18 protein-coding genes and 2 tRNA genes are annotated in these 20,966 nt (G+C 70.7%); 14 read left to right on the forward strand and 6 right to left on the reverse strand.

What is annotated here, in order from left to right:
* Window positions 1-66: 66 nt before the first annotated feature.
* Window positions 67-2,964 carry a penicillin acylase family protein gene (locus NGF19_RS14555; protein ID WP_252425297.1) on the reverse strand — a complete coding sequence of 966 codons (2,898 nt, stop codon included), beginning with the start codon at window positions 2,962-2,964 and terminating at the stop codon, window positions 67-69.
* Between the two features lie 267 nt (window positions 2,965-3,231).
* Here NGF19_RS14555 and NGF19_RS14560 point away from each other — a divergent pair, with 267 nt between their 5' ends.
* The 5 genes from NGF19_RS14560 to NGF19_RS14580 all read left to right on the forward strand — a co-directional run bounded on the left by NGF19_RS14560 (window position 3,232) and on the right by NGF19_RS14580 (window position 8,373).
* The gene (locus tag NGF19_RS14560; protein WP_252425298.1) at window positions 3,232-4,779 is read left to right on the forward strand and encodes a potassium/proton antiporter; all 1,548 of its coding nucleotides are present in this window, start codon (window positions 3,232-3,234) and stop codon (window positions 4,777-4,779) included.
* 204 nt (window positions 4,780-4,983) lie between these two features.
* Entirely contained in the window at window positions 4,984-6,255 is a 1,272-nt protein-coding gene (locus tag NGF19_RS14565; RefSeq protein WP_252425299.1) for an MFS transporter, read from the forward strand.
* Between the two features lie 68 nt (window positions 6,256-6,323).
* Window positions 6,324-6,659 carry an FmdB family zinc ribbon protein gene (locus tag NGF19_RS14570; protein WP_252425300.1) on the forward strand — a complete coding sequence of 112 codons (336 nt, stop codon included), beginning with the start codon at window positions 6,324-6,326 and terminating at the stop codon, window positions 6,657-6,659.
* Window positions 6,660-6,747: 88 nt separating this feature from the next.
* Window positions 6,748-7,581 (forward strand): S-methyl-5'-thioadenosine phosphorylase, encoded by an 834-nt coding sequence (locus tag NGF19_RS14575; RefSeq protein ID WP_252425301.1) that lies wholly within the window; start codon window positions 6,748-6,750, stop codon window positions 7,579-7,581.
* Between the two features lie 156 nt (window positions 7,582-7,737).
* Window positions 7,738-8,373, forward strand: coding sequence for a hypothetical protein (locus tag NGF19_RS14580; protein ID WP_372505657.1), 636 nt, complete (start codon window positions 7,738-7,740; stop codon window positions 8,371-8,373).
* Window positions 8,374-8,404: 31 nt separating this feature from the next.
* Here NGF19_RS14580 and NGF19_RS14585 read toward each other — a convergent pair whose 3' ends face one another.
* The gene (locus tag NGF19_RS14585) at window positions 8,405-8,578 is read right to left on the reverse strand and encodes a hypothetical protein (protein ID WP_252425303.1); all 174 of its coding nucleotides are present in this window, start codon (window positions 8,576-8,578) and stop codon (window positions 8,405-8,407) included.
* A gap of 58 nt (window positions 8,579-8,636) precedes the next feature.
* Between NGF19_RS14585 and NGF19_RS14590 the strand changes: the two genes are divergently transcribed.
* From NGF19_RS14590 to NGF19_RS14605, 4 genes are all read left to right on the forward strand, one after another.
* The gene (locus NGF19_RS14590; RefSeq protein ID WP_252425304.1) at window positions 8,637-9,113 is read left to right on the forward strand and encodes a hypothetical protein; all 477 of its coding nucleotides are present in this window, start codon (window positions 8,637-8,639) and stop codon (window positions 9,111-9,113) included.
* A gap of 162 nt (window positions 9,114-9,275) precedes the next feature.
* Entirely contained in the window at window positions 9,276-10,304 is a 1,029-nt protein-coding gene (locus tag NGF19_RS14595; protein ID WP_252425305.1) for a P1 family peptidase, read from the forward strand.
* 158 nt (window positions 10,305-10,462) lie between these two features.
* On the forward strand, window positions 10,463-11,662 hold the full coding sequence (locus tag NGF19_RS14600) for a L,D-transpeptidase (protein ID WP_289734910.1): 1,200 nt from the start codon (window positions 10,463-10,465) through the stop codon (window positions 11,660-11,662).
* 157 nt (window positions 11,663-11,819) lie between these two features.
* Window positions 11,820-12,578, forward strand: a complete 759-nt coding sequence (locus NGF19_RS14605) for a DUF6227 family protein (RefSeq protein WP_252425307.1) — start codon at window positions 11,820-11,822, stop codon at window positions 12,576-12,578.
* 161 nt (window positions 12,579-12,739) lie between these two features.
* Here the strand turns inward: NGF19_RS14605 and NGF19_RS14610 are convergent, their stop codons facing one another.
* Complete coding sequence (locus tag NGF19_RS14610; RefSeq protein WP_252425308.1) at window positions 12,740-14,266, reverse strand: MFS transporter; 1,527 nt, start codon at window positions 14,264-14,266, stop codon at window positions 12,740-12,742.
* Between the two features lie 62 nt (window positions 14,267-14,328).
* Here NGF19_RS14610 and NGF19_RS14615 point away from each other — a divergent pair, with 62 nt between their 5' ends.
* Window positions 14,329-15,303 carry a helix-turn-helix transcriptional regulator gene (locus NGF19_RS14615; RefSeq protein ID WP_252425309.1) on the forward strand — a complete coding sequence of 325 codons (975 nt, stop codon included), beginning with the start codon at window positions 14,329-14,331 and terminating at the stop codon, window positions 15,301-15,303.
* 396 nt (window positions 15,304-15,699) lie between these two features.
* Here the strand turns inward: NGF19_RS14615 and NGF19_RS14620 are convergent, their stop codons facing one another.
* Window positions 15,700-16,698, reverse strand: a complete 999-nt coding sequence (locus tag NGF19_RS14620; RefSeq protein ID WP_252425310.1) for a sigma-70 family RNA polymerase sigma factor — start codon at window positions 16,696-16,698, stop codon at window positions 15,700-15,702.
* 478 nt (window positions 16,699-17,176) lie between these two features.
* Window positions 17,177-17,944 carry a dioxygenase family protein gene (locus tag NGF19_RS14625; RefSeq protein ID WP_252425321.1) on the reverse strand — a complete coding sequence of 256 codons (768 nt, stop codon included), beginning with the start codon at window positions 17,942-17,944 and terminating at the stop codon, window positions 17,177-17,179.
* Between the two features lie 194 nt (window positions 17,945-18,138).
* Between NGF19_RS14625 and NGF19_RS14630 the strand changes: the two genes are divergently transcribed.
* From NGF19_RS14630 to NGF19_RS14645, 4 genes are all read left to right on the forward strand, one after another.
* Window positions 18,139-18,642, forward strand: a complete 504-nt coding sequence (locus tag NGF19_RS14630; RefSeq protein ID WP_252425311.1) for a MarR family winged helix-turn-helix transcriptional regulator — start codon at window positions 18,139-18,141, stop codon at window positions 18,640-18,642.
* Window positions 18,643-18,900: 258 nt separating this feature from the next.
* On the forward strand, window positions 18,901-20,196 hold the full coding sequence (locus tag NGF19_RS14635; protein WP_252425312.1) for a M6 family metalloprotease domain-containing protein: 1,296 nt from the start codon (window positions 18,901-18,903) through the stop codon (window positions 20,194-20,196).
* 52 nt (window positions 20,197-20,248) lie between these two features.
* Window positions 20,249-20,321: transfer RNA gene (locus NGF19_RS14640), tRNA-Gly, on the forward strand.
* A gap of 262 nt (window positions 20,322-20,583) precedes the next feature.
* Window positions 20,584-20,656, forward strand: a tRNA-Gly gene (locus tag NGF19_RS14645).
* A gap of 48 nt (window positions 20,657-20,704) precedes the next feature.
* On the opposite strand, the gene NGF19_RS14650 is transcribed toward NGF19_RS14645, so the two are convergent.
* A partial coding sequence (locus tag NGF19_RS14650) for an ATP-binding protein (RefSeq protein ID WP_252425313.1) occupies window positions 20,705-20,966 on the reverse strand: 262 nt, incomplete at its 5' end.

Consider the following 20,966-nt stretch of genomic DNA (forward strand, 5'->3'; position numbering starts at 1 on the left):
GAGTGGCCCGTGAACCGGAACCGGCCCTCCACGCACGCGTGGAGGGCCGGTTCCGGTTCAGGACCGTCAGGGCTTGGGGCGCTGGAGCACCAGGGTGTCGGTCGTGTTCTTGTCGACCGCGCCCTCCGAGAAGCGCCACGGGAGCAGTTCGCCCTTGGCCCACTTGTCCGTCTGATCGGTGTAGTGGGCGCTGTAGGCGTGCCCCGAAGCCCCGGACAGGTTTATCCACTTCGACTTGTCGAGGTCGTCCAGGTTGACCACCATCCGCATCGACGGGACCCAGACCGCGCTGTAACCGCCCGCCGCGTTCCAGCCGGTGGCGTTCACCGTCGCCTCACCGCCGTCGATCTCCCACGGACCGCGGTTGAGCATGTACTGAAGAACGCGGGGACCGCTGGTGCCCAGGGTCTGGTTCTTCAGGAACAGGCGGTGCAGCCGGCCCCAGCTCCAGGAGTCGATGTCCTTGCCCATCTTGGCGGTCAGCTCCCAGCGCGCGTCCCGCAGGGCGCGGGCGAACAGCTCGTCCCGTGTCTTGGCGGCGGGCTGGGTCCGCGTCTTGGGCGTGTGCCACCAGTCGTTGTCCTGGTCGTCGATGATGTTGCGCACCACCTCGAACCAGCGGTCGCCGCCGTCCGGCTGCGCCTGGTCCGCGTCGCGCTGACCGCACTCGCGCACCTTCTGGTTCGCGTCCGCGGGCCCGGTGGTGTTGACCGGCTCCACCCACAGGCACTGCCCCTTGACCCGCAGCTCCTTGGGCAGCTTGTTACCGAAGGCGAGCTTGAGGATGTTGCGCCAGACGGAGTTGAAGTACGCCGCCGCCGCCGAGTCGGAGTCCTGCGTGTAGTCCCAGCTCTCCAGCAGCTTCTGCGCCTCGCGGACGTACGGGTCGGAGACGTCGATCTTGAGCAGCTTGGGCACCAGGAGCCGGGCGATCTCGCTGCTGTTGTCGAGCTGCATCTGGCGCATGTCGTCGGTCGAGATCTTGCCGCCGCCCTTGATCTTCGACTCGATCAGGGAGGTGATCCGCTGGCTGCGCGTGCCGTAGCCCCAGTCCGTGGTGAGCGTGAAGGGGTACTTGTCCTTGTCGACCACGGCCTGGTTGGCGGTGACGATGTAGCCGCGCTTCGGGTCGAACTCGTAGGGCAGCGCGTCCTGCGGGATGTACTCGCCCCAGCTGTACTTGGAGTCCCAGCCCGGCGCGGGCAGCGAACCGGTGTCGTTCTGGGCGCGCGTCGGGATCTTGCCGGGGAGCTGGTAGCCGATGTGGTTCTGGGTGTCGGCGTAGATCAGGTTCTGCGAGGGGACGTCGAAGGACCGGGCGCCCTTGCGGAACTCCGTCCAGTTCGAGGCCTTGTCGATCTCGAAGACGGCGTCCATGGAGTTGCCGGGCTCCAGCGCGGTCCACCGCAGTGCTATGCCGTAGCCGTCGCCGCGGTCGGGCGCGGACGCGCTGACACCGGCCTTCTTGCCGACCTTGACGAGTTCGTCGTCACGGTCGGACAGCAGCGGGCCGTTGTTCGTCTCGCGCACGACGATCTTCTTGGATCCACCGCCCGCGATCTTGATCGTCTCGGTGCGGCTGGTGAACGGCTTCACCTTGCCGTCGTAGAGGTAGCCCTCGCCGGACAGCTTCTCCAGGTAGAGGTCGGTCACGTCGACGCCGGAGTTGGTCATGCCCCAGGCGATGTTCTGGTTGTGGCCGATGATCACGCCGGGCATGCCCGCGAAGGTGTAGCCCGCGACGTCGTACTGGCAGGTGCTGGAGACCTTCGTGCAGTGCAGGCCCATCTGGTACCAGACCGAGGGCAACGAGGCCGACAGGTGCGGGTCGTTGGCCAGCAGCGGCTTGCCCGTGATCGTGTGACTGCCCGCGACGACCCAGGAGTTGGAGCCGATGCCGTGGCCGTTCACACCGACCGCGGTCGGCATCTTGTCCAGGACCCGGTGCAGACCCGCCAACTGGCTCTGCAGGCCCGCGCTGTCCTGGGTCGTCGTGCCGTTCTGCGTCGTGCCGTTCGACGCCGTGCCGTTCTGCGTCGCGCCGTTCGACGTCGTGCCGTTCGACGTCGTGGTGTTCGGCGTCGTGGACTGCGAGGTCGAGGTCCCGGTCTGCGGGGTCGTGGAGGTCCCGGTCTGCGTTCCGGTCTGCGGCGTCGTCTGCGTGCCCGTCGCGGCGCCCGGCCCGTACGTCCCGCTGAGGGCGTCGTACCCGCCCTCCTGCACGATCGCCTTGTTGCGGCTGTACGGGTAGTCCGGGTACAGGTCCGCGATCTGCTTCGGGCCGAGGCGGCCGGCCATCAGGGAGCGGTCGATCTCGTCCTGCATGTTGCCGCGCAGGTCCCAGGCCATCGCCTTGAGCCAGGCGACCGAGTCGACGGGGGTCCAGGCCTCGGGCTTGTAGTCGTTGGTCAGCCCCAGGGCCGCGTACTCCAGCGAGATGTCCTTGCTGTCCCGGCCCTTCAGGTACGCGTTGACTCCCTTGGCGTACGCCCGGAGGTACTTCTTGGTGGAGGCCGACAGCTTGGTGTCGTACTCCTTGCGGGCCACCCGGTCCCAGCCCAAGGTGCGCAGGAACTCGTCCGTCTTCACCTGGCTCTTGCCGAACATCTCGGACAGCCGCCCGGACGTCATGTGGCGGCGCACGTCCATCTCGTAGAACCGGTCCTGCGCCTGGACGTAGCCCTGCGCCATGAACAGGTCCTCGTCGGAGGAGGCGTAGATCTGCGGGATCCCGTAGCCGTCGCGCTTGACGTCGACGCGGCCGGAGAGGCCGTCGAGGCTGATCGAACCGGTGGTCTGCGGGAAGGAGGCACGCACGGTACTGACCGACCAGTACGTGCCGTAGCCGACGCCTCCCACGATGGCCAGAACCAGGACGATCACGAGCAGACGGGCTCTGCGCCCCTTCTTCCTGCCGGACTTGCCGGGCTTCTGGCCGGAAGAGGCGGTGGTGTTGGGGGGCATCGCTGTCCTTGCTGTCCTTACGCGAGCGGCAGGGCGGGCTGTGCTTACTACGGAGCGCTGAGCGCTGGAGCAACCATAGGCGCAGGAACCGCCGTGCCTTGACGCGGAGTCGGGATGCGGCAGAGGCGGAAGGGTGCCCGAAGCGGGGCTCCGCGTCAAGAAAGCGTCAAGAGTTAGGTAAAGTAATGAAGTAGTCGCGTTGAAGGCCGTGGCAGTACCGGGCCTCACGTGCTCGGATCGAGACGTCGTACCGAGACGCTCGGATCGGTGAGAAGGGAACGGCCGCTGACTGTCCACCACCTCAACCAGCTCCTGCTCGTGTGCGCGCTCGTCCTGCTCGTCGCGGTGGCGGCCGTACGGCTCTCGTCGCGCAGCGGGCTCCCCAGCCTGCTCATCTACCTCGGCATCGGCATCGCCATGGGCCAGGACGGGGTCGGCCATCTCACCTTCAACAGCGCGGCGCTGACCGAGGTCATCGGGTACGCGGCCCTGGTCGTCATCCTGGCCGAGGGCGGTCTCGGGACGAAGTGGCGGGAGATCAGACCGGCGCTGCCCGCCGCCTCCTCGCTGGCGCTGGTGGGCGTCGCCGTGAGCGTCGGCGTCACCGCGGCCGGGGCGCACTATCTGACCGGGCTCGGGTGGCGGCAGTCGGTCATCATCGGAGCGGTGGTGTCCTCTACGGACGCGGCGGCGGTCTTCTCCGTGCTGCGGAAGGTCCCGCTCCCCACGCGCGTGCGCGGCATCCTGGAGGCCGAGTCCGGCTTCAACGACGCCCCGGTGGTCATCCTCGTCGTCGCCCTGTCCACCGTCGGCCCCGTGGAGCACTGGTACGTCCTCGTGGGCGAGATCGCGCTGGAGCTGGCCATCGGCGCCGCCATCGGCCTCACGGTGGGCTGGCTCGGCGCCTGGGGCCTCAGGCATGTGGCGCTGCCCGCCTCCGGCCTCTACCCCATCGCCGTCATGGCCATCTCGGTCACCGCCTACGCGACCGGCGCGCTGGCGCACGGCAGCGGCTTCCTCGCCGTCTACCTCGCCTCGATGGTCCTCGGCAATGCCAAGCTGCCGCACTGGCCCGCGACGCGCGGCTTCGCCGAGGGGCTCGGCTGGATCGCCCAGATCGGCATGTTCGTCCTGCTCGGACTGCTGGTCACCCCGCATGAGCTGGGCAACGACATCCTGCCCGCGCTGGTGATCGGCCTGGTGCTGACCATGGTCGCGCGTCCGCTGAGCGTGCTCCTGAGCCTCGCGCCGTTCCGGATGCCCTGGCAGGAGCAGACGCTGCTGTCCTGGGCCGGGCTGCGCGGTGCGGTGCCCGTCATCCTGGCGACGATCCCCATGGTCAACGGCGTCGACGAGACCCACCGCATCTTCAACATCGTCTTCGTCCTGGTCGTCGTCTACACCCTGGTCCAGGGGCCGACGCTGCCCTGGCTGGCCCGCAGGCTGCGCCTGGGCGACGGCACCGAGGCCGCCGACCTCGGCATCGAGTCGGCGCCCCTCGAACGACTGCGCGGGCATCTGCTGTCCTTCGCGATCCCCGCGGGCTCGCGGATGCACGGCGTCGAGATCAACGAGCTGCGGCTGCCCCAGGGGTCCGCGGTCACCCTCGTCGTCCGGGACGGCAAGTCCTCCGTACCGCTGCCGACGACGCTGCTCCAGCACGGCGACGAACTCCTCGTGGTCGCCACGGACCAGGTCCGCGACGCAGCCGAGAGACGTCTGCGCGCCGTCGACCAGGGCGGCAAGCTGGCCGGCTGGCTGGGCACGGCCGGGGGCGCGAGTGCGGCGGCCGGGGGCGGAAGACCGGGGCGCTGACCGGGTCCGCCAGGACCCCGCGTCTGTACAATCGAGGCGCTCTCTGATCGAACCAACTCTGCCTGACGCAGAGCTGGCGCGACCGTATGGCGGCCGGGGCGTCCCTCTCAGCGGGCGTCGGCATCTACCGCAGTCCGCGCAAGAGGACAGCTCTCGGCGCGCCCTCGCACGGGCGGGCTACCAGGCGGCAGAAAGGCACGGGCCGTGGCGTCCACGGTCACCTCGAAGTCGTCCCGTCCGGGCTACGGGCAACTGCTGCGCACGCGCGGCGCCTGGACGTTCCTGCTCCCCGGTTTCGCGGCGCGTCAGCCGTTCGCGATGCTCACCATCTCCCTCGTGCTGCTGGTGCAGCACACGACCGGCTCGTACGGGGCCGCGGGCGCCGTCGCGGCGGTCACCGGCGTCTCCATGGCGCTGTTCGCCCCGTACGGCGGCCGGCTCGCCGACCGCTACGGCCAGCGCGCCGTGCTGCTGCCCGGCGTCCTGGTGCACTCCCTGTCCGGGGTGTCCCTGACCGTGCTCGCGCTGACCGACGCCCCCCTGTGGGCGCTGATCGCGGCAGCCGTCCCGACCGGCGCCTCGGTGCCGCAGATCGGCCCCATGGTGCGCGCCCGCTGGGGCGTGAAGCTCCGGGGCACGCCCCTGATGGCGACGGCGGCGGCCTTCGAGTCCGTCACCGACGAGCTGACCTTCGTGCTCGGCCCGCTGCTGGCGACGGCCCTGTGCACGGCCGTGGCCCCGGCCGCGGGCCTGCTCACCGAGGCGGCGCTGACGCTGGCCGGCGGGCTGCTGTTCGCGGCGCAGAAGCGCACGCAGCCGTCCGTCGCCGACGCGACGCACGCGCGCGTGAAGCACACGTCCGCCCTGCGCGTCCGCGGGGTGCGCGTGCTGGTCGTCACCTTCCTCGGCATCGGCTCCGTCTTCGGCGGCATGCAGGTCTCGCTCGCCGCGTTCACCGAGTCGATCGGCAAGCCCGGCCTGACCGGCGTGCTGTACGGGGTCTTCGCCGTCGGCAACATGCTCTCCGGCGCCGTGTGCGGTGCCGTCGCCTGGAAGACCGCCCCGCAGCGGCGCCTGGTCATCGGCTACACGGCGCTAGCGCTGACCGCCTCCGGCCTGTGGCTCGCGCACTCCGCGCTCGTCCTGGCGGGCCTCGGCCTCCTGGTCGGCATGTGCATCGCGCCCACCCTGATCATCGGCTACACGCTGGTCGAGGACCTGGTCCCGGCCGAAGCCCGTACCGAGGCCTTCACCTGGCTGACCGGCGCGGTCGCGCTCGGCCAGGCAGCCGCGGTCACGGTGGCCGGACAGCTCGAGGACCGCCTGTGGGACGGTGCCGGATTCCTGGTCCCGATGACCGGTACGGTGCTCGCGCTGGCGACCCTGGTGGCCCTGCGATCGTGGCTGGCGACCGGCCCGCGCGAGCGCACCGCCGCACGTGGTGTCGGTCACCGCGCGCCGGTAGCAGTGGACTGATCCCTCGGAATAAGCCAGTATGGAACGTCGTTAGCACTCATTGAGTGAGAGTGCCAGGAGGAAGACAAGTGCCGACCTACCAGTACCAGTGCACCGCGTGCGGCGAGGGCCTCGAGGCGGTGCAGAAGTTCACCGACGACGCCCTCACCGAGTGCCCCAGCTGCAGTGGGCGCCTGAAGAAGGTGTTCTCTGCCGTCGGCATCGTCTTCAAGGGCTCCGGCTTCTACCGCAACGACAGCCGCGGCTCGTCGTCGAGCAGCAGCCCCGCGTCGTCGTCGAAGTCGTCGAGCTCCTCCGCTTCGTCGTCCTCGTCCTCCTCGAAGTCGAGCGACTCCTCGTCCTCGTCCGGCTCCGGGTCGTCCGGATCGTCGTCGAGCAGCAGCTCCTCCAGCTCTGCCGCGTAAGGCCCCTTCCGCAGCTCCTTCCGCAGACCCTGCCGTCGTCGCGACGGCGGGGTCCTCGGTGTTTCCCGGGCCCGCTACTGTGCTCGCCATGGAGAACGCAGAGATCGGTGTCATCGGCGGCTCGGGCTTCTACTCGTTCCTGGACGACGTGACCGAGATACAGGTCGACACCCCCTACGGCGCGCCCAGTGACTCCCTCTTCCTCGGCGAGATCGCCGGCCGCCGGGTCGCCTTCCTCCCCCGCCACGGCCGCGGCCACCATCTGCCGCCGCATCGCATCAACTACCGCGCCAACCTGTGGGCGCTGCGTTCGGTCGGGGTGCGCCAGGTGCTCGGACCGTGCGCGGTGGGCGGGCTGCGCGCCGAGTACGGCCCCGGGACGCTGCTGGTGCCGGACCAGATGGTGGACCGTACGAAGACCCGCGCGCAGTCGTACTTCGACGGGCTGCCGCTGCCCGACGGCACCGTGCCGAACGTGGTGCATGTCTCCCTCGCCGACCCTTACTGCCCCACCGGCCGCAGGACGGCCCTGGCGGCGGCGCGGGGGCGGAACTGGGAGCCGGTGGACGGCGGCACCCTGGTCGTGGTCGAGGGCCCGCGGTTCTCCACTCGTGCCGAATCGTTGTGGCACCAGGCGCAGGGCTGGTCCGTGGTGGGCATGACCGGCCACCCCGAAGCCGCGCTCGCCCGTGAACTGGAGCTGTGCTACACGTCGTTGACCCTGGTCACGGATCTGGACGCGGGCGCCGAGACCGGCGAGGGCGTCTCGCACGACGAGGTGCTCGAAGTGTTCGCGGCGAACGTGGACCGGCTGCGGGGCGTGCTGTTCGACGCGGTCGCGGGACTTCCGGCGAACGAGAAGCGGGACTGCCTGTGCACGAAGGCGCTGGGCGGGATGGATCCGGGGTTCGCGCTGCCGTAGCGGGGCGGGTGCGGTGGCGGGGCGGGTGCGGGGCGCGACCGGAACACCCCCTTCGGGTGAGTGAGTTGTCCACAACCGGCCGGTAGTCCACGGCCGTCAGCGGACTTCGGCTCGAGGCCTCATCGTGGATCACGTCCCGTTCTCGTGGATCTCGTGATGCAGGTGGTGGTCAGCATGGCTCAACTCCCCGTCTCCGTCGGCCGGTCCGGGGCAGGCCGGTCCTCCGCAGGGCCGGGCTCGTTGTCTGTCGGCGCTTCCGCGCGGCGGCCGGGCTGGGGCGTCGGGGTGCGTACGGACACGCCTCCGACCTGCGCGGTGCCGCGCTTCGCCCCGGTGCGTGTACGCGGCGGGCGGCAGCGGCTGCGGTGTCTTGTACGGCATCGGAGGCGGGCGGTGGCCATGGGCCTGGCCGTCGGCGCCGCAGCGCTCGTGGCGGCGGGGCCGCGCGCTGCCGAGGGGGCGCGGGGGCATCCGGGGCCCGAGACCGGCGCGGCGGCGGCAGCCGAGCCCGCGCGGAAGCGTCCCCCGGTCGAGACGGTGACGGCGCCCGTGCGGATCGCGGACGGGGCGACGGTACGGATGCTGCGGCCGGGCGACCGGGTCGACGTGATCGCGGCCGACGGCGGATCCGGCTCCGCACAGGTGGTCGCGGCCGGGGCCCGGGTGACGCGGGTACCGGACGTCGCTGTCGCGGAGAGCGGTGCGCTGCTCCTGCTGTCGGTGCCGCGTGCCACGGCTGCGCGGCTGGCCGGTGCGGGAGCGACCTCACGGCTGGCGGTGACGCTGTGCTGAGCGCGCCGGGGCGGCTCGTCGACCGAGGGGGTCAGATGTGGTGGGGCGGCTTCTCGTCGAGGAAGCGCTTCAGGTCGGCCGCGCTGTCGTCACTGCCGGGCCGCTCGCCCCATCCGCGGTCCGTGTCGTCCGAGGACTGCTGGTCCAGCGGGTCGTCGAAGATCAGTACGTTCTTGGGTTCGCGCGGTTCGGGGGCGGTGCTCATGACCCCAGGGTACGTCCCTGGCGGAAGCCCGAGCCGGGACGGTTCCAGGAGGGACAGGGTGGGCGGGAGCGGAGACAAGGGGCGCGGCCCCCAGACCTCGCGCCGGAAGGCACGGGTGTTCTGGTGGCTGGTGGCGTTGGTCGTCGTGGCGCTCCCGCTGGGGTACGGGCTGTTCTCCACACACGCCTATCTGTCCGGCTACCGGACCGTCGTCACCGACGGGCACGGCCCCGATGTCTTCGCGTGGAGGGACCCGGCGGGTCACACGGTGCGCGGCCCCATCGACGGCGTGCCCGAGGACGGCGTGTGGGACGAGGAGGGGCTGGGCATGGACGTCACCGGTCAGCAGATCTGGGTGTCGGCTCAGGGCGAGGCCTATGCCGAGTCGCCTCGCAGGACCGACATGTTCATCGGGTATGCGGGCACCGCGCTGGCCCTTGGCCTCGTGGCATACGTGGTGAGGGTGGGACGCAACGTGCGCGACGAAGCCGACGCGCCCCCGCCCGGCATACGCGACGGCCACCGCTTCCGCTGACAGCGCGCCCGCGGCGTCCGCGGCGGTGGCATCGACCGCGGTGGCGTCGACGGCGGTGATCGGCGCGGGACTTGGGGCCGTCGTGGCCGTGAGGGGGGACAATGGCGGCAGGGACGGCCGCGTGTGAGGTCGTGGCGCCGAGGAGCAATGGATCGTGAACTCATGACAGTTGACGCTCTGACGGATGTCGCTGGTCTGCGTGTGGGGCATGCCACACGGATCGGGGAGGGATGGCTCACGGGCACCACGGTGGTGCTCGCTCCGGAGGGCGGCGCGGTCGCGGCCGTGGACGTACGCGGCGGCGGTCCCGGCACCAAGGAGACCGACGCGCTGGATCCGCGCAACCTCGTGCAGAAGGTCGAGGCGGTCGTCCTGACGGGCGGCAGCGCGTACGGGCTCGACGCGGCGTCGGGGGTGATGGCCTGGCTGGAGGAGCGGGGGCGCGGGGTGCGCGTCGGCCCCGACCCGGCGCATGTGGTGCCGGTCGTGCCTGCCGCCTGCGTCTTCGACCTGGGTCGCGGTGGGGAGTTCAGGGCACGACCGGACGCGGCCGTCGGCCGGGCCGCGGTCGAGGCCGCCGCCGGGACCGAGCCGGGGGCGCCCGTCGCCGAGGGCTGCGTGGGCGCGGGTGCGGGCGCGGTGGTCGGGGCGCTCAAGGGCGGGGTCGGGACGGCAAGTACGGTGCTCGACTCGGGCATCACGGTCGGCGCGCTGGTGGTGTGCAACGCGGCGGGTTCGGCGCTGGACCCCGAAACGGGCGTGCTGTACGGGGAGTTGTTCCAGGGGCCGGTCGAACACCCGGCGCGCGAGGTGCACGAGGCGGCGCGTCGGCGGCTCGCCGAGGCCGACGCCGCGAACCGGCGGCCGACGCTGAACACGACGCTCGCGGTCGTGGCGACCGACGCCGATCTCACCAAGGCGCAGGCGCAGAAGCTCGCGGGTACGGCGCACGACGGCATCGCGCGTGCCCTGCGCCCGGTGCATCTGCTCAACGACGGGGACACGGTGTTCGCGCTGGCGACCGGAGCGCGGCCCCTGGCCCCCGCGCATCCGCTGGCGCTCAACGACCTGCTCGCGGTGGGCGCGGACCTGGTGACGCGCGCGATCGTACGGGCCGTGCGTGCCGCCGTATCGGTGGACGGATCGGGCGGAACCTGGCCGTCCTACGAGGAGTTGTACGGAAGCCGGTGATCACCGGGGCCGGGCGATTGTCGCGGTTCTGTCACGCAATGGCGCTCCCCGCGGCGTGCGGGAACCCTTTGGTGCGACCTTCGCTCTATGTCCACGTACTCGAGCGGACCACGTACACCACGACGATGACTTGGGAGAAGCCCGTGACAACGCCGAACATGCGAGAGCGGCGCGTACTGGGGGCCAGTGCCGCCCTTGTGATCGGCGCCCTGACCCTCACTGCCTGCGGCGGCAGCGCCAACGCCGACAACCACAACGGCGGGAAGAACGCGGCCGGAAGCTCCGACGCGAAGATCGTCATCTCCGCGAAGGACGGATCGACGGGTGCGTCGATCAACGCGACCGGGGTGAAGGTCAGTGACGGGAAGCTGACCGAGGTGAAGATGACGGTGGCCGGGACGGGCACGGCCGTGGCGGGGGAGATCGCCGCGGACGGAACGTCCTGGAAGCCGAAGGAGCGGCTGGAACGGGGGACGAAGTACGAGATCAGCGCCACCGCCAAGGACGGGGACGACCGCGTCGCCGCCGCCAACTCCATCTTCACCACGGTGACCACGGCCAACAGCTTCATCGGGACGTACACGCCCGACGACGGGACGACGGTCGGGGTCGGCATGCCGGTGTCGTTCACCTTCGACAAGGCGATCACCAACCGGAAGACGGTGCAGTCGCGCATCTCGGTGACGTCGAGCAGCGGGCAGCAGGTCGTGGGGCACTGGTTCGGGACGCAGCGGCTGGACTTCCGTCCCGAGGACTACTGGAAGGCCGGCTCCAAGGTCACGGTGAAGATCGACCTCGACAAGGTGCAGGGCGCGAGCGGCGTCTACGGCGTGCAGAAGAAGACGATGACGTTCACGGTCGGCCGCTCCCAGGTCTCCACGGTGGACGCGCAGACGCAGACGATGACGGTCGTGCGGGACGGGCAGACCGTCAAGACGATCCCGGTGTCCACGGGCAGCGCGGAGCACACCACGTACAACGGGCAGATGGTGATCTCGGAGAAGTTCCTGCGGACGCGGATGAACAGCCAGACGGTCGGCATGGGCGGCGAGTACGACATCGCGGATGTGCCGCACGCGATGCGGCTGACGCAGTCCGGCACGTTCATCCACGGCAACTACTGGTACAACCCGAGCAATCCACCCTTCGGGCGCGAGGGCACCAGCCATGGCTGTGTGGGCATGACGGACGTACAGGGCGGGCAGGGCGCCACCTCCGCCAAGTGGTTCTACGACAGCTCGCTGACGGGGGACGTCGTGGTCGTCAAGAACTCCCCCGACAAGACGGTCTCCCCGGACAACGGCCTGAACGGCTGGAACATGCCGTGGAGCGAGTGGACCGCGGGAAGTGCCGTCTGATCCGGGCACGGTGACAGCAGGGCGGGCCGCGCGGGAACTCGTCGCGCGGCCCGCCCGTTTTTCCCCCGTACGTTTTCTCGGTTCTCGGACATGATGTCCGACCGAGGGGCTACGGTATGCACCCACTAGGTGACATGTAGCAACGCCGGGAGGGACCTTGAGCGTTCCGTACGAGACGGCAGCGTACGAACCACCCGAGTCGCCCGAGTCTCCTGAGGAGCACCTCGCGCGACTCCTCGGCCGGACCCTGAACTCCTTCGAGCTGCCCGACGAGACGGTCGAGCGGCTCGACTGCGCGCTGGCGCACGACAGTTCGCTGCACTCCGCGCTCCACAGCGCCGGGCTGTACCGGGAGACGTACCGGCACACCTGGCTGCTCACCGACGGCTCGACGGTCACCCTGTGGGAGCTGGTCCACAACACGGCGCCGGGCGGGCATCTGGAGCACGAGGTGTATGTGGACGAGGAGGAGTTGCGCGCCGCCACGGCGCGGCTTCCGCTGCCGCAGGACACCCCCGACATCGACCTGCCGGTCCTGGTGCATCTGGCGTCGATCCCCGAGCCCCGCCATGTGTATCTGCCGGACGACTCCGCGGACCATGCGCGCCGGCTGCTGCGCCGGGCGGAGAACCCGGACCGGCCGGGCCCGGATCTGACGACGTTACTGCTCCGCTCGGCCTTCGCTCACGAGATCACCCAGACCTTCGGGCGGCCGTGGCGGGCGGGCCGGGCGGGGCTGTGCTTCTCGCTCTACGAGCACGCGTTCCTGCTGCGCGACGGCCGGGAGCTGTCCCTGTGGGAGGTCGAGCACACGGCGACGCCGGACGGCCGCCATATGTGTGAGGTCTACACGACGGAGGAGGCGGCACGCCAGGCGATGGAACGCCGCGCCACCCCACGCGGCCAAGGCCGCTGACCCCGGGCGTCCCACCCGGCACGAAGCACCGCGGGGCCCGTATGGCACGAATGGCACGAAGCACCGCGGTCACGCGCGGCGCACAGCGGCGCCCGACGGGTCGCGTCGTGTGCGAGACCCGCCGGCGCCCCGGCAGCAACTGCCCGGCGCTTCCGCACCGTTCAGGAGACCAGTACCCGGTCCTCGGTCGTCTCCGTCTCGGTGGACGCCGCCGAGTCCCCCGCGCCCTCGACGTGTTGGGCCGGGCGCTTCGGCAGGGCGAACATCAACAGGAAGATCGTCACCAGGACCGCCGCGACCCAGCCCAGTGCGTGCTGGAAGGCGTGTGCGAACGCCGGGCCCACCTGCTCGGGACGCAGCCGGTCGTCGATCTCACCGAAGAAGACCACCGACACCAGCCCGAGACCCAGCGCGTTGCCCATCTGCTGCACCGTGTTGATCAGACCCGACGCCGACCCGGAGTGCTCGCGCGGCACCTCGGAGAGCACCGCGTCCGTCAGCGGGGCCACGATCAGGCCCATGCCCACCCCCATGACCACCAGCGGCAGGATCATCTGCCAAGCGGTGATGGCCGGTCCGTAGCGGTCGGCCGCCGCGATGTAGAGAAGGACGCCCGCCGCCATCACCAGCGCGCCCGTCTGCAACACCTTGCGCCCGAAGCGCGGGACAAGCTTCTGCACGGACATCCCGGCCGCCGCCGAGACCGCGATCGAGAACGGCACGCCCGTGAGCCCGCTCCGCAGCGCGCTCCAGCCCAGCCCGACCTGCAGATACAGCGTCCAGACCAGGAAGAAGACGCCGAGGCCGACCCCGAACACCGTCTGCACCGCGATGCCCGCCGCGAAGCTCTTCACCCGGAACAGGGACAGCTCGACCAGCGGGGAGCCGTCGCGCGCCGCCTTGCGCTTCTCGTACGCGACCAGCGCCGCGAAGACGACCAGCGCGCCCGCCATCGACAGATACCCCCACAGCGGCCAGCCCAGCTCACGGCCCCGGGTGAGCGGGTAGAGCAGCATCAGCAGGCCGAGGGTGACCAGGGCGACCCCGGGAAGGTCCAGGCGCAGCGCCCGCGGGGCCTTCGACTCCGTGATGAAGCGCCGCCCCAGGACCAGCGCGGCGAAACCGACCGGCAGGTTGATCAGGAAGATGGGGCGCCATTCGAGACCGAACAGGTTCCACTGGGTGAGCAGCGCGCCGAGCAGCGGCCCCGAGACCGCCCCCAGGCCGACGATCGCGCCGAAGAGCCCGAAGACCTTGCCCCGCTCGTGCGCCGGGAAGCTGGCGTGCACGATCGCGAGCACCTGCGGCACCATCAACGAGGCCATCGCGCCCTGAAGGATCCGCGAGGCGACGAGCATCTCCGGGTTCGCGGCGAAGCCGCACAGCGCCGAGGCGAGCGTGAACCCGGCCACGCCGAGCAGGAAGACGCGCTTGCGACCGTGGATGTCACCGAGGCGGCCCCCGGTGATGAGCCCGGCGGCGAAGGCGAGCGCGTACCCCGCGGTGATCCACTGGATCTGGCTGAACGTGGCGCCCGCGTCCCGCTGGATCGACGGGATCGCGATGTTGACGATGGTGACATCGACCAGGTCCATGAAGGCCGCGGTCATCACGATGGCGAGCGCGATCCAGCGACGCCGGTCGTCCGCGCCCGCGGCGGTACTGAGTGTGCTCTCGGGTGAGGTCATGCCGCGAAGCTATGGGGCCATTAGGTCAGATCGTGTCCTACTGGTGCGGCACCCTGGAACGTATGACGACCGACACTCCGGCGCGCCTCCTCCAGCTCCTCTCGCTCCTCCAGACGCCGCGCGAGTGGCCCGGCGGGGAACTCTCCGAGCGGCTCGGTGTCTCCCGGCGCACCGTCCGCCGGGACATCGACCGGCTGCGCGAGCTGGGCTACCCGGTGCACGCCACCAAGGGGGCCGACGGCGGCTACCGGCTGGCCGCCGGGAAGGCCATGCCACCGCTGGTGCTGGACGACGAGGAGGCCGTGGCGATCGCGGTGGGGCTGCGCGCCGGCGCCGGGCACGCGGTGGAGGGCGTGGACGAGGCCTCCGTACGGGCCCTGGCCAAGCTGGAGCAGGTGCTGCCGAGCCGGCTGCGCCACCGCGTGGCCACGCTGCAGGCCGCCACCACCGCCGTGGCCTTCGGCGACGGGGTGCGCGTCGCGCCCGAGACCCTCACCGTGATGGCCTCGGCGATCGCGGGCCAGGAGCGGCTGCGCTTCGCCTACCGCGCCAAGGACGGCACCCCGTCGCGACGCCTCACGGAGCCGCACCGGCTGGTGTCGACCGGACGCCGCTGGTACCTCGTGGCCTACGACGTCGATCGCGACGACTGGCGGACGTTCCGGGTCGACCGGGTGGACGAGCCGTTCGCGACGGGCGCGCGGTTCACGCCGCGGGAGCTGCCGACGGGGGACGCGGCGGAGTATCTGCGACGGTCGGTCCGACGGAGGCAGGAGACATACGCGTTCGAGGTGACCTTCGCCGCGCCCGCCGACCTGGTCGCGGCGCGGCTGCCCCGCTGGTTCGGCACGCCCGAACCGCTCGACAGGGAGAGCTGCCGGCTGCGCGGCACCGCGAGCGACTCCGTGGAGTGGCTCGCGGTGCGCCTCGCGCTGGCCGAGTGCGACTTCACCGTGCACCAGCCGCCCGAACTGGTCGCGGCGGTACGGGACTTGGGGGAACGGTTGAGCAGGGCCGCGAACTCCCCCGGCACATAAGGGCGTTCCCGCTCGCGGAGAGACACCGGGCGCGGACAGCGGGTTACGTCGCTGTGGCACAATCGGCGCTCCGGGCCGCCCCGGGGTTCAGGTCCGGGGCGGCCCGTCGAGCCTGTGCTCAAGGCCCCGCACAGGGCGTGACCCGTACGGAGACCTGCGGCACGGGGCATGAGTGGAGCCGGGCCCCGACGCCCGGGGGAACGGCGCCGAAGCCCGGCTCGGGGAGAGTCCCGCCGCCGGGGGGAGTGCGTCGGGACTCGGTCTGCGGGGGCGCGAGCCGTACCGGCCCGGCCCCCTGTCGTCGAGCGAGGGGCTCGTTGGTCTTGTGCCCCGGTCCGCGAGGTCGAAGCGACGTAACAGCGCCACATCCCACGCGTCTTAGGCCCGCGCGGGCGGTCACGCCGCCGCGTCGAACCCCGTGTCCCGGGCCAGCTTCTTCAGTTCCAGCAGCGCGTGCTTCTCGATCTGGCGGATCCGCTCACGCGTCAGGCCGTGCTCCTTGCCGACCTCCGTCAGCGTGCGCTCCCGGCCGTCCTCGATGCCGTACCGCATCTTGATGATCGACGCCGTGCGCTGGTCGAGTCGGCCGATGAGGTCGTCCAACTCCTCGCTGCGCAGCAGCGTGAGCACCGACTGCTCCGGCGTCACCGCCGAGGTGTCCTCCAGCAGATCGCCGAACTGCGTCTCGCCCTCGTCGTCCACCGACATGTTCAGCGAGACCGGGTCACGGGCCCAGTCGAGCACGTCGATGACCCGCTCCGGGGTCGCGCCCAGCTCCGCCGCGATCTCGCCCGGCTCCGGCTCGCGCCCGTGCTCGCGGTTGAACTCCCGCTGGACACGGCGGATCCGGCCCAGCTCCTCGACCAGATGGACGGGCAGCCGGATGGTCCGCGACTGGTCGGCGATGGAGCGCGTGATGGCCTGACGGATCCACCAGGTCGCGTAGGTGGAGAACTTGAAGCCCTTGCGGTAGTCGAACTTCTCGACCGCGCGCACCAGACCTGCGTTTCCCTCCTGGATCAGGTCGAGCAGCGGAAGACCGCTGCGCGGATAGCGGCGCGCCACAGCGACGACGAGCCGGAGGTTCGAGCGGATGAAGACGTCCTTCGCCCGCTCCCCTTCGGCGACCAGAGCCTCCAGCTCCTCGCGCGTGGCGTCGGCCTTGGCCTTCTCCTCGCCGTCGAGGATCTGTCGCGCGAACACACCGGCCTCGATGATCTGGGACAGCTCGACCTCCCTCGCGGCGTCGAGCAGCGGCGTACGCGCGATCTCGTCCAGGTACATGCCGACCAGGTCGCGATCGGCGATCTCGCCGCCATGGGCGCGAACACTGTGTGCCGCGTCGATGGTCCCGCCTGCGGCGGCCTTGCGACGGGCGACGGCACGGGTTGCCATGCGTGCTCCCTTGCGGTTGGGGTCCCCCGCTCGAGCAAGCCCGAGAGCAGGGGAGGGCTGGCGATGGTCCTGCGACGCTTCGGCCACCTTTCGGGTGCCCGGCATCTGATGGAAACAACGACTGGAATCCGGACAGAATTCCCAACCCGTCCCTCAAGTTTCGTGATCATGCAGTATCCTGCGCCACCACACGGCGGTACAGGATGCTGACGATACGTAGTGAGGTGCAGGTCAGACCGGGAGTCGACGGTGACCTCACCGCCCTCACGCGCGCCCCCCACCCCGTCATGAATGAGACGCCCGTCACATCTGACATCAAGGTCTTCACACCGGAAGAGCAATGCTCCCCGTCCGCTCTCCCACCCTGAAGACGACCCAGACCGGCCGATGGTTGCCACAGCGATGGACCCGTGGGTGCGCGCGACCTGACGCGCGCACCTGACAACCCCGGGGCGCCGCGCGCCCGAGCCGCCGCCCGCTACCCGAACTGCACCGACCGCTTCGCCAGCCCCATCCAGAACCCGTCGATCACCGACCGCTGCGCACGCAGTTCGCCCGTCGCGTCCGCCGCGCCCATCGTCACGAAGAGCGGGGCGAAGTGCTCGGTGCGGGGGTGGGCGAGGGAGCCCGCCGGGGACGCGTGGGCGAAGTCGAGGAGGGCGTCGGCATCACCGTCGTCCAGGGCACGACGCCCCCAGTCGTCGAACTCCACCGACCAGCCCGGCGCTCCCCCGCCGGCGTGACGCAGGGCCGCGAGGTTGTGCGTGAAGAACCCCGACCCGACGATCAGGACGCCCTCGTCGCGCAGCGGCGCCAACTTGCGGCCGATCTCCATCAGCTTCACCGGATCGAGGGTCGGCAGGGAGATCTGAAGAACGGGGATGTCGGCCTCGGGGAACATCTCGACCAGCGGGACATACGCGCCGTGATCGAGGCCACGTTCCGGGACGTCCTGTACGGGGACCCCGGGGGCGCGCAGCAACTTCCGTACGCTGTCGGCGAGTTCCGGGGCGCCGGGAGCCTCGTAGGTCACCCGGTAGTAGTGCTCGGGGAAGCCCCAGAAGTCGTACACGAGGGGGACGGTGCGCACCGCGCCGAGGGCCAGCGGGGCCTCCTCCCAGTGGGCGGAGACCATGAGGACCGCCTTGGGCCGTGGCAGGTCGGCGGCCCAGGCGGCGAGCTGACCGGGCCAGACCGGGTCGTCGGCCAGCGGGGGCGCGCCATGACTCAGATAGAGCGCGGGCATACGCACGGCGACTCCCTTCCAGTTGATTCGGTTGCTCGGTCGTTCAGTACTCGGCCGATGAGCTGGTGAGTTGACGAGCCGGTGAGCTGGTGAGCTGGTGAGCTGTGAGTTGCTTGAAGTCTCAAGCTTTCCCTCCGGCAGCGTAACGCCACACTTGTTCAATCTTCAAGAACAGTTCTCGTACAGTTGGGGGCATGGAGAGGGCATCCGCCGCGGGCACCCGCTGGCTCACCGACGAGGAGCAGCGCACCTGGCGTGCCTACATGCACGCCGTGACCCTTCTCGAGGACCATCTCGACCGGCAGTTGCAGCGGGACGCGGGGATGCCGCACGTGTACTACGGGCTGCTCGTCCAGCTTGCCGAGGCCCCGGACCGTCGGCTGCGGATGACCGAGTTGGCCAGGCGCGCGAAGATCACGCGCTCGCGGCTCTCCCACGCCGTCGCCAGCCTGGCGAAGAACGGCTGGGTACGACGCGAGAGCTGCCCCTCCGACAAGCGCGGGCAACTCGCGATCCTCACGGACGAGGGGTACGAGGCGCTGACGCGCACCGCGCCCGGCCATGTGGCGGCGGTGCGCCAGGCGCTGTTCGACCGGCTCACCCCCGAGCAGCGGACGGCCCTCGGCGAGATCATGACGATCGTCGCGGAGGGGCTGCAGCCGAAGGAGTCGGGGGCGGACCTGCCCTGGCTGCGCTGAGCCGGACCGGATGGACCCGCCCTGGCTGCACTGAGCCCGACCGGATCGACCGAGGCGGAGCCGTGCCGCCTGCCCTGCCCTGCCCCGCCCCGCCCCGCCCCCGGCCGGAACGCCCCGGCTCCCCCGCTCTTCACCCCTTCCGCACCCGACAACCCCTCGTTCGGGCCGCTCCAACGAGCGCCCCCGCGCGCCCCGCCAGAGGGTGATCGCAAGGGTGCAGCCGGAGGCCGGTGGCTGCCGTGGAGCGAAGGGCACTGCATGCAGCCGTCCAGCCGCCGGATACGCCCGCGCCGCGCCGCCGCACTCGCCTCGGTCACCCTGCTGACGCTGGCGGTCAGCACCTCCGCCACCAACGGGCCCCTGCGCGCGGACGATCCGGCGACGGCGGGCGCGATAGCCCCGGGCCGCTCCTCGGCCCTTCGCCCCTGCATGATCCACGGCCGCATAGGCGTCCAGATGTCGGAGGGCATCCCGACCGCCCCCGGCTACGCCCGCTCCACCGGCACCGTCCGGGCCCTGATCCTCATGATCGACTTCTCCGACGCGCCCGGCCAGGGCAGCGCACTCGACCGGTACGCCGAGTTCTTCCCGCAGACCCGCAAGTGGTTCAGCACCAGTTCGTACGGCCGCCTCGACTACCGCCCCCAGGCCCCGATAGGCCACTGGCTGCGGATGCCCAAGCCGTTCAAGGCCTACGGGATCGAACGCGGCGCCCCCTTCGACCCCGGCTACCGCGCGCTGCTCCGGGACATCGTGACCGCCGCCGGCCCCCAGGTGGACTTCCGCCGCTACGACCTGCTGAACGTCCTGGCCACCCCGAATGCGGGCCCCTCCGCCCTGGACACGGTCCTGTCGGTGACCTTCGCGGCCAACGCCGAGGCCCCGGACGCCGACGGCGTGCCGATCGCGAACGCGTCCTTCATCTACGGCCGCCAGGACGACGGTTCCGGCTCCTACGCGCTGACCGGCTACCGGGTCCTGCCGCACGAGAACAGCCATGTCTTCGGCCTGCCGGACCTCTACACCCAGGAGGGCGGGGCCGCGGCCGGGCACTGGGACATCATGAGCGAGGACTGGGGCGCCGACAACGACCTGCTCGCCTGGCACAAGTGGAAGCTCGGCTGGCTCGACGACTCCCAGGTGAGCTGTGCGAGCAGGCGCGGCAGCACCGAGTACACGCTCGCGCCGCTGGGCCGCGCCGGGGGCCGCAAGCTGGTCTTCGTACCGATCAACTCCCAGGCCGGGTACGCGCTTGAGCTGCGCACCCCCGAGGGCAACGACACGGTGGTGTGCCGACCCGGGGTCCTCGTCTACCGGGTGGACGCGGACGTCGACACCGGCAACGGGCCCATCACGGTGCAGGACTCCCGCCCCGACAGCGGCGGTTGCACCCGCAGCCCCAACGTCCAGGCCGAACTCTCCGACGCGCCGTACACCCCCGGGCAGACCTTCAGGGACCCGAAGGCGGGCATCGCCGTCACCGTCGAGGGAACGAACGCCTCCGGTGGCTACCGGGTGCGTGTGACACGCGAGTTGGATCATCCGTCGGCATGACGTAGACTCATGATCACGAGGTCGCCGGAACGAACTCCCGGAACCTGGTAATGCGTTGGTGGTCCAAGGAAAGACGCCCCGCTTCCTGCGGGGAGATGCAGGTGCAAGGCCTGCCCGGCGCTCCAATAGAACCCCATTCCGTGCACTGCGGGATGGGGTTCTCGCGTTGTTCAAGGTGTGTTCGACGCCCCATTGACACTGCACCACCCACGCCGCCGACCGCCACAAGGCGGCCGCACGAACACCCTGCCGTTCATGCCCTGCACGGAGAGGACGGCAGCGCTGGAGATCGCCGATATCGGGTGGGTGGCACGCGAGTTGGATCATCCGCCGGTATGACATAGACTCATGATCACGAGGTCACGGGAACTCCCGGAACCTGGTGATGCGTCGGTGGTCCAAGGAAAGACGCCCCGCTTCCTGCGGGGAGGTGCAGGTGCAAGGCCTGCCCGGCGCTCCACTGAACCCCATTCCGCGAACTGCGGGATGGGGTTCGTACGTTGCATGGTCAGTGGACTGAAGCATCGATCGACACGTCCGCCCAGACCGTCTTGCCCAACGGATGACGAGGCGCCGAGCCCCAGCGAACCGCCAGAACGTCCACCAGAAGAAGCCCACGGCCCGACTCGCCCTCGGGGTACGACGAGGGCGGGCTCTCAGGGGGCCGTTTCGCACCCGAGGCGTCATCGACCTCGATCCGCACCACGCCCAACTCCCCATCAAGGACCAGCCGGAGACAGAAGTCGCCCCCCGGCACCCGCCCGTGCTGG

This window comes from Streptomyces macrolidinus (genome assembly GCF_023887685.1).
GTDB classification, from domain to species: domain Bacteria; phylum Actinomycetota; class Actinomycetes; order Streptomycetales; family Streptomycetaceae; genus Streptomyces; species Streptomyces macrolidinus.